The sequence below is a fragment of the Streptomyces indicus genome, assembly GCF_900100315.1.
In the GTDB taxonomy this organism is placed as follows: Bacteria; Actinomycetota; Actinomycetes; order Streptomycetales; family Streptomycetaceae; genus Streptomyces; species Streptomyces indicus.
Window position 1 is genome coordinate 488561 of sequence record NZ_FNFF01000005.1, and the last position, 7923, is coordinate 496483.

General features: G+C 65.9%; 6 protein-coding genes and 1 pseudogene. 3 read left to right on the forward strand and 4 right to left on the reverse strand.

What is annotated here, in order from left to right; genetic code table 11:
* Positions 1 to 268 precede the first annotated feature (268 nt).
* The 4 genes from BLT97_RS16815 to BLT97_RS16830 form a co-directional block, all read right to left on the reverse strand.
* The gene (locus BLT97_RS16815) at positions 269 to 970 is read right to left on the reverse strand and encodes a hypothetical protein (protein ID WP_093610856.1); all 702 of its coding nucleotides are present in this window, start codon (positions 968 to 970) and stop codon (positions 269 to 271) included.
* Complete coding sequence (locus BLT97_RS16820; RefSeq protein WP_176953787.1) at positions 967 to 5091, reverse strand: CHAT domain-containing protein; 4125 nt, start codon at positions 5089 to 5091, stop codon at positions 967 to 969. The genes BLT97_RS16815 and BLT97_RS16820 overlap by 4 nt, the downstream gene beginning before the upstream one ends.
* Positions 5092 to 5358: 267 nt before the next feature.
* Complete coding sequence (locus BLT97_RS16825) at positions 5359 to 5544, reverse strand: hypothetical protein (protein WP_093610860.1); 186 nt, start codon at positions 5542 to 5544, stop codon at positions 5359 to 5361.
* A gap of 1 nt (position 5545) precedes the next feature.
* Positions 5546 to 6289 (reverse strand): DUF2637 domain-containing protein, encoded by a 744-nt coding sequence (locus BLT97_RS16830; RefSeq protein WP_245769368.1) that lies wholly within the window; start codon positions 6287 to 6289, stop codon positions 5546 to 5548.
* A gap of 104 nt (positions 6290 to 6393) precedes the next feature.
* On the opposite strand from BLT97_RS16830, the gene BLT97_RS16835 reads away from it, so the two are divergent.
* The 3 genes and pseudogenes from BLT97_RS16835 to BLT97_RS16845 form a co-directional block, all read left to right on the forward strand.
* Positions 6394 to 6732: a hypothetical protein gene (locus tag BLT97_RS16835; protein ID WP_093610862.1), complete on the forward strand. Its 339-nt coding sequence runs from the start codon at positions 6394 to 6396 to the stop codon at positions 6730 to 6732.
* Positions 6733 to 6739: 7 nt separating this feature from the next.
* A pseudogene (locus BLT97_RS16840) lies at positions 6740 to 7506 on the forward strand (transposase).
* A 103-nt stretch (positions 7507 to 7609) separates the two neighbouring features.
* Positions 7610 to 7923, forward strand: a 314-nt coding sequence (locus BLT97_RS16845; protein ID WP_143041343.1) for a transposase, incomplete at its 3' end; no start/stop codon positions are given.

Sequence of the window (7923 nt, forward strand, 5' to 3'; positions counted from 1 at the left end):
CCGCACGGACTCATTGAGAGCGCCCGAGCACGGCTCTGCGGGCGGCCGCCCGAGATATTCGAGTCGCGGACCGTACCGTGGCCACGGGCGGCGGCAGCGGCAGCAACGGGGATGAACTGCGGAAACGACATACGCGCCACACGAGCCACACGGACCTACTGGCACGAAGTCGGCATGGCATGCGCTGTGCCACCCGTCGGCAGACATCCTCCGAAACGACGCGTTCGACGTGCCCCGTGCGGGCACACGCCGCACACACCTCTTGATCTCACCGAGCGATCTGGCTACGCAGATCGATGCTCCGCAATGCGGCAGGGAGATCTGCCCGATAGGGAATCAGTCCGAATCGCCGATGCTTGATGGTGGCTGCCACCGTCACGTGCGCCTGAACAGCCGCACCACTCGTCGCCTTGACGATCATCGTGAAGGTTTCATCGCCAATCAGGGGGTGACGGCCGGTCGGCCGGATGCGCCATTCCGGGTCACTGTCCCTTTCCCCCATTCCCATCACGAAGATATCTTCTCGGCCTTGTCCTGGGGCGAGTTCGAGACTGGACTCGATGATCGCGAGCTTGGCACTCAGCGAGATGGTGGTTGCTCTCTCCACCGGGTGGGAGCGCCTCTTGGGAGAGATGGACCAAGCAATCGGCTGCCGGTCGGCAGGCTCGTCGATTGACTCCAGGAGAACGCCGACGGCAGCGTCGGCGAAAGGGTCCCCGTTCGCCGGAGGGCGGAAGGCGCACGTGAGGCTGAGCAGGAGATAGTCGCTGCGCGACGCCTCCGCGGTCAGGAAGCCGAGCCACTCCGCCTCTCCTGCGGCTGCTTCCTCCGCCGTCAATGGGTGGACGACGGCCGTACTGAGTGAGATCCGCCCTTCGATGCGCTGCTGTGGGGCAGGCGACTGCAGTCGGGGCACCTCTACCAGATCGATCTCTTGGAGCGGTGTCAGAGGCAGTTCCAGTTGGGTCACAAGGCAGCCCCTTGGTTCGAATCCGAATGACGCCAGTCGCCGATGAAACAAAAGGTGCCCCAGTCCCGGTATGCCGGATGTCTGGCGCGCACAGCAATCTGAGCAGCACGGAAGGCCGCCCGTCGGTCCGATGTTCGCGCGAGGCGCTCGTAGAGCGTCCCGAAGAACTCCGTGGCCACTTCAGGGTGGACCGGCCAGAGACAACCGATGACGGCCGATGCACCGGCGGACAGGAACGCGGCCGGCAGACCGCGAAGATTGTCGTTGACGTCGAAGCGGCCCAGAGCGGATTCGCAGGAGCTCATCGTAACGAGCTCGACGCTCCGCAGGTCGGTCTGGAGAATGTCGTGGGCGAAGACTCGACCATCGTTGTCCGCGTCCGGCGACAAGAAGAGGCACTGGTACCACGACGCCCACTCGTTGTGTGCTCCGTGCGCGGCCACGTGGACATACCGCGCGTCGGCGAGTTCGGTGAGCAGCCGCCGCGGTGTCGCCGCGGCACCCAACACCGCAGAGCCACCCATCGCTGCAGCTACCTGGACAGCGTGCGCTTCCAGGCCATCCTGAGCTCCGAGACCGTGCCGGGTGCCCCCGGCCGCGGATGCGAAGGCAACAAGTCCATGCCCGGGTGGACTGTCGACTAACGGCGCCGAAGTACGGAGGAAGCCGAGGCTGGGGACCTGTGTCACGGTCCAATCAGCTGCGAGGGGACGGCCATCGACCTCCAGCAGGTGGTAAGGGAGGTAATGCAACGGGCCGTTGGGCCAGATGCAGAGATGGCGCTTCCCTTGAGCTCTCCAGCGGTCCAGACGGGTCGCAAAGCCCGCAAGATTCGGGACGATGCCATCCCTGAGCTGCTTTTGTGCCTCACGGCTGATAGGCCGGTGCAACGGGTCTGTGACGATAGCGTGCCGTAATGCTGCCACATGAAATGCCACCGGGTGGGCCGAAAGCCTGTGCGTTGCGCGCGTGAAGCGTATGAGCCCGGCTTCGAAATTCGACAGGAGCACGGTGTGGTGCTCCGTGTTTTCTCGCGTCACCGCCAAGCCGGACAGAGACGTCACCGGCGCCTCGGAACCCTCCCGGCGTGCGTGGCCGAGATACAGCGAGAGCAATACCGTGTCCTCGGTCAGGAGCGCCTTCAACTCGTCCGGGAACATCATCGGCATGCGATCCAGCGAGCCGGTTGCGAGGAGTTCCTGACTGATCCAACGGTCGGCAGCGCGCTGCGTGTTGCGGTGCTCCGTGTCGGCGTCACTTCCAGTCTCGGACTCGCCGGTGCCTACATAGAAGAGCATGGCATCTTCGGCACTGGGCAGTTCGGGCTCGCTCATCAGTCCAGACCGCTGCAACTCTTCCCCCCTGATGCGTGCCAGCAGTCGCGACAGTCCTGCAGACGGCGTGAACGGGCCGGGCCGCGCGGCGATGACGGAGAAGTCGATTCCCTTGGCAGCTTGGTGAATCGCCAGCATCAGGCCATGGGAGAAGGTGGAACCCCTCAGTTTGGTAACCAGCTGTTGGTACAGATCCCGTAGCTTCCAGGCAACCACCTCATCGGCGCCGCCTCTCAGCCACACGGCCGCGGGGACCAATGCCGCCACGGCCGCGCTCGCGCTGCCCTCGTCGGCTGCCAGCGCGCTTCTCAACCCGGCATCAAGGCTGTTCAGCGCCATGTCGGTCTGGCCACACGTGGCGTAGTCGGCGAGTGCGTCGGCGAAGTGACGCGCGACGAGGGCTTCCTGTCCCGACCCCGACGTGCGCAGCGCCAGATCGTACGAGAGGGTGCCGCTGAGGTAATACAGCGCGGGACCGCACCGGGTGCACAACTCCGGTGCCAACTCCCACGCCTCCTCGATCAGAGCGCGACCTATGTGCTCCTCGTCGCCTCCCCGGGCGTGCGCCGCCAGGTGAATGAGGGTCGCTGCACGCTCCTCAGCAGGCCAACCTTCGTCGTCCGCTCGGCTTCGGAGCTGTTCGGCGGCTTCCGCCACACGAATTGGCCCTCCGAAGCAGCCGAGACGATTAGCCGCCAGACAGTGCACTTCACTGGTCCAGCGGCGGCGACGGTAGGAATCCGTAGGCAGGTCCGGCAGTTCGCGGTCAGCGGCCTCGAGCAGCTGAAACTCCAGGTCGGGCCTGCGGGCCTCCTCGGCAAGTGTGAGCGCTTCGGCGAAGACGCTCGCAGCCTCCCGTAGCCCCTGACGTTCCCGTACGGCTGCCAGCGGTACAGGCAGCACGTCCTGAAGGTCACCGGGCAACGAGATCTCACCCAGCAAGTGCAGAACCCTCAGCAGGTACAAGTGGGTGAGGGGATCCCGGACCGGGTCCAGCAGGTCGATCGCCTCACGGGCAGCCGCTCTGATCTCTTCGTCGTGCGACTCCTGGTTCAGGCCGGCGACTATGGACAATGCTTCGGCCAGCGCCTTGAGAACGCGCCCCCGGTTGTGCTCGCCCGACAGGTCAGCGGCCTCGCGCAGATACGTGAGCGCTGCCTCGGCCGCAGCCAGTGGAGTAGGCATCTCCGCGGTTTCCGGTGCGACAGAATCGTTGGGGTGGATCGAGCGGTGCCGAGCTTGGCGGTCGCGCCACAGATCATGGGCTGACTCGAAGGTGAGTCCCGACATCTGGCCCAAATATGGGCTGGTGCGCAGAAGCCCTGCGGCGTACAGCGTTTCCGCGAGTTCGGCGATGTCTTCGGTGCGGTCGCTGGCGCGCAGAACGGAGATCTGTTCGTCTGCCACGGCACAGGCGCGGCGGAAGAGCAGCCCGTCGGCCATCTCGGTCAGCGCAAGCCGTCCTGCCTCGACGTAGGCATCGGCTGCCCACCACCACGGCGTTCTGTGTCCGGTACCCCAACGGGAGCGCGCAGCTTCGAGCGCGAGGGTGAGCGCCGGCACTGCATCGCCCGGCGTGCCAACCTCTACGAAACGTAAGGCCCCGAGCACCACGGATCCCACGGCGGTCTCCGAGAGTTCGAGGGACTGTTCCTGCACTCGACGTATGGCCTCGTCCTCGGACACCACATGCGCCGAGAGCTGCGCTGCGAGATGGACCAAGGCTGCGGCCTGACCTCGGACCGCAGGATCGTCCATACGGGCCGCCCGATCGTCCTCGGCCGCCTCGTCGCTGCTGACCGGCGGATGGGGCGTTCCCTTCGGTGCCCGGGACGTCCACTCGAGAAGATGCCTCATGGCCCTGCTCAAGTTGGCCAGATGCGGATCTCTGTCGGCGCCATTCGTTAGGTCAACCGCGCGGCGCAGCCACCTGACTGCCTCCTTCAACACCGGTATGGCGGTTTCTCTTTCACCAACTGCTGCCGCTGCTTCCGCGCGACGACCGAGAGTCGCACCGAGTCCGGCCACCGCACGCGCCAGGACATGCGCGTCCCCCGCAGCGTCCTCGAGCGCATCCTGGTAGGCCCCCTCCGCTCGAGTGAGATCGCCTGTGTTCCCCGAAACATCGAAGCGTCCCACGAGGGCATCGGCGAGCGACATTGCGCGGCTCGCACGCCGCACCGCAGATGGCTCCGGGCGAGCAGCAACGCTGCCCAGCAGTGCCACCGCAACGTCTGCGTCCGCACTCCGCTCCACCGCCGGGCGGCCGCAAAGTGCCGCACGATGGTGGTACGCGAGACCGTGGACGGTGTCCCGGTATGCGTTGTCATCACTGCCAGGGACCGTCCGGATCAAGCTGATGGCCTGGTCGAGGGCAGCGATGTCGCCGTGCTCCTCACCGTCGATGACTAGATCCGCCGCATGGTCCAACGGGTCGCTCCAAGGGTCATATCCGGTCTCATCGGCGAGCCGAGGCCACAGCTCGCGCGGCACTCGCCGGTGATCGACCAGGTAGAGCAGTCCGAATACGCCGATCGCTGTCTCTAGGTCTCGGGCAGCAAGCTCCTGGGCATCAGGGCCGCGACTGTGCGCCAAGGACCGAGCCCAATAGAACGCTGCAATGGTGTGCAGCACATCGGGGTTGGCCGCTTCGGGTCGCCTACCCACTGAAGCGAAGAGTTCCGTCGCGACGGCCAAGGCATCATCTTCGAGGACGAGGCGCGGGTCCCGGCCTTCGCCGAACTCCCGTACTCGAGCCGCCAACTCAATATGCCGCGCGTCCTCCACGAATCCCCCCATCCGTTGGACTGCTGATCGTAGTCAAAGCGACACTCGTAGCTCGGCCGAGTCACCGATCTCAGACGCCTCACGTAGCCCATCAACTCGGTCGGCCGAGGAGCGCACGGACTTGGAGATGGACGGTGGCCGCCAACAAACGACGAAGCGCAGTGCATACCTCGCCGCAGAGCGTAGTGTGCGGCCAAGTAGCGGCGAGGTGCGGCGGCAGCGGCTCGTCCCTCCCCCGCCCGCCTCCGAAATGAAGTGGCGTATTGGTCAAGGCTGATAGTTCAGGCTGGAGTACTCGAGCGAGCGGGCCAGAGTGACGACGGACTCTCCCGCACGGGGATGACTGACCCCAGCCTCGACAAAGGTGGGATTCCAGACCTCGTCGTTGAACATGTTTGCCCGCAGCGCGATGCCGTACGTCGAGGTGAGAACCCCCACGACCATCGGGTTCACGTCACTCGCCTCCGCCAGACGAAACCCTCCGACCGCGCGGGACCGTGGAAGCAGAACTCGACTCACCATCTCTCCGTTCACGCACCTGGCCGACCAGTTGCCGCGCGCGCTTGGCTCCGACCTTCAACTCCTTCCGTAGGGTCTCTGACGAGATCGGCCGTCGGTGCATGGCACGATGACGCGCGTCCGCCGCCAGCGCGGATTCCAACATCCCCATCTCCTGTACCGGTTCCCCGCCTTCTTCCCCGCCAGAGGCTGCCTGGTTCTGGCCACCGCGCGGTCGGCCAAGTACCAGCAACTCCACGGACAGCAACAGCGCGATCGGCGGCCAACCAGCGACCAGTACCGGCTGCCACGCCAAGGCCGGCGCCGCGGCGATATTGGCCGCGAGCGACACGGCAATGCCCAGTCCGAATGCGGCCCAGACAAGGCAGCGCCTGCCCCGCCTCGCATTGTGCGGCGGCCGGAGCCGACCAACCGTCGACAACAACAGCAGCCCATCGACCGAGAGCGGCCACAGCGCGGCACTCACCCGATCTGCGCCGCCCCGCTCGGCGAACTCACGCTGATGCACGTACGAGGCATACGCGGCGACACTCGCCACCAGCAAGGCGCAAAGGCGTCGCAGCCACTCGTCCGAATCCAGCAACTTGCCGCGCGAGAACCTGACCTCAGGCGTTCCGGCCTCTACAGGGCGATCCGTTCCGGCTTCTACAGGGCGATCCGTTCCGGTGCTCTGCATCATGCACCCGCCTAAGGGTTGTCCCGCAAAGGCTGGATGGGGCCCGCCCCGGGCGCTGAATCGGATACTCGCGAGACTCCGACACGGGGCTGTGACAGCCTGCGGGCATGCCAGAGCTGCGTCTTCATGCAGGCCGTCACTACGCCATCCAGTTCCACTACGCCTTGCCGGACGACGCATGGTGTGTGGAGCTGAGCGAGGCCGTCCCGGCGCCGACTGCGCGGGCTGAGATTCCCCACGCCGCAGCGCATTTGCCTGGTGCGGCCTTCCTGGTGGCGGTGATCCCCGACGAGGATCCGGTCCTGGAGCCGACTGTCCACATCCACAGTCGCGACGAGCACGTCATCCCCTACGAGATCATGCGCTGGTTCATGGAGCATGTGGCCGAGCAGGTTGAACGCTGCCGCATCGCGTTCGAACAGGGAGAACCTGACGCAGTGGAATGATCATGCAGTGACTGGTGTGATCACGGCGTCGGAACCGTCCTGGATAGGCCCCTTCACCGGGCTGAGCCCGCGCTGCTTCGGCAAGTTGGTGACCGCGGTGCGCCGCGAGACCGCAGCTGATGTGCACCGGGGGCGGCCGTGGAGCCTGCCGCTTGAGGACCGCATCCTGCTGGTCGCGGCCTACTGGCGAACCAACTTGACGATGCGCCAGATCGCCCCGCTATTCGGTGTCTCCAAGTCCGCAGCGGACCAGATTATCGACCATCTCGGTCCGCTGATTGCGCTTCAGCCGCGCAAGCAGTTCCGCAAGGGCACCGTGCTCATCGTGGACGGCACCCTGGTGCCCACTCGCGATCACACGGTGGCCGAGCGTCGAAGAACTACCGCTATTCCACGGCCCATCAGGTGGTCATCGACGCCGACACCCGCCTGATCGTGGTGGTCGGCCGGCCCCTCCCGGGCAACCGGCACGACTCCCGCGGGTGGGAGGAATCCGGCGCCAAGGCAGCCGTCGGCAAGACGATGACCATCGCGGACGGTGGCTACCAGGGCACCGGACTCGTCATTCCTCACCGCCGCCGCAAAGGCGAAGACCTCCCAGCCTGGAAGGAGGAACACAATCGCTCCCACAAGCAAGTTCGCGCCCGCGTCGAGCACACCTTCGCCCGCATGAAGGGTTGGAAGATCCTGCGCGACTGCCGCCTGAAAGGTGATGGCGTCCAGCACGCCATGCTCGGCATCGCCCGCCTGCACAACCTCACACTCGCCGGATAGCGAACATGCAGGACGGCGACAGCCAGACCTCTCATGACCGCAAGATCGTTACGGGACAACCCTTAGACGGTGTCTCGATTGGCGGTAGGTCGTTGCTTCGGGCATGGACATAGTTGAGCGGCTCGTGCCGGACGGACTGTGGGAGATCTTCGAGGACGTGGCGCCGGAGCCGCCGGTACGCGTCCAGGGCGGAGGCCGCCGGCGATGCGATGACCGGGCGGTGCTGGCCGCGATCGTGTTCGTCGCGACCTCGGGTTGCGCCTGGCGGCAGCTGCCACCGGTCTTCGGCGCCTCCTGGCAGACGGTGCATCGGCGTTTCACGGACTGGTCGCGGGCGCGGGTATGGGCCAAGCTGCACCGCGTCGTTCTTGATCGGCTTGGCGCGAACGGCGAGTTGGACTGGTCGCGCTGCGCGAT

What these genes read in the sequence shown, in the direction of transcription:
- BLT97_RS16830 (WP_245769368.1), bottom strand. Translation starts at nt 6,289, where the DNA reads ATGATGCAGAGCACCGGAACGGATCGCCCTGTAGAAGCCGGAACGGAT.
- BLT97_RS16835 (WP_093610862.1), top strand. Translation starts at nt 6,394, where the DNA reads ATGCCAGAGCTGCGTCTTCATGCAGGCCGTCACTACGCCATCCAGTTC.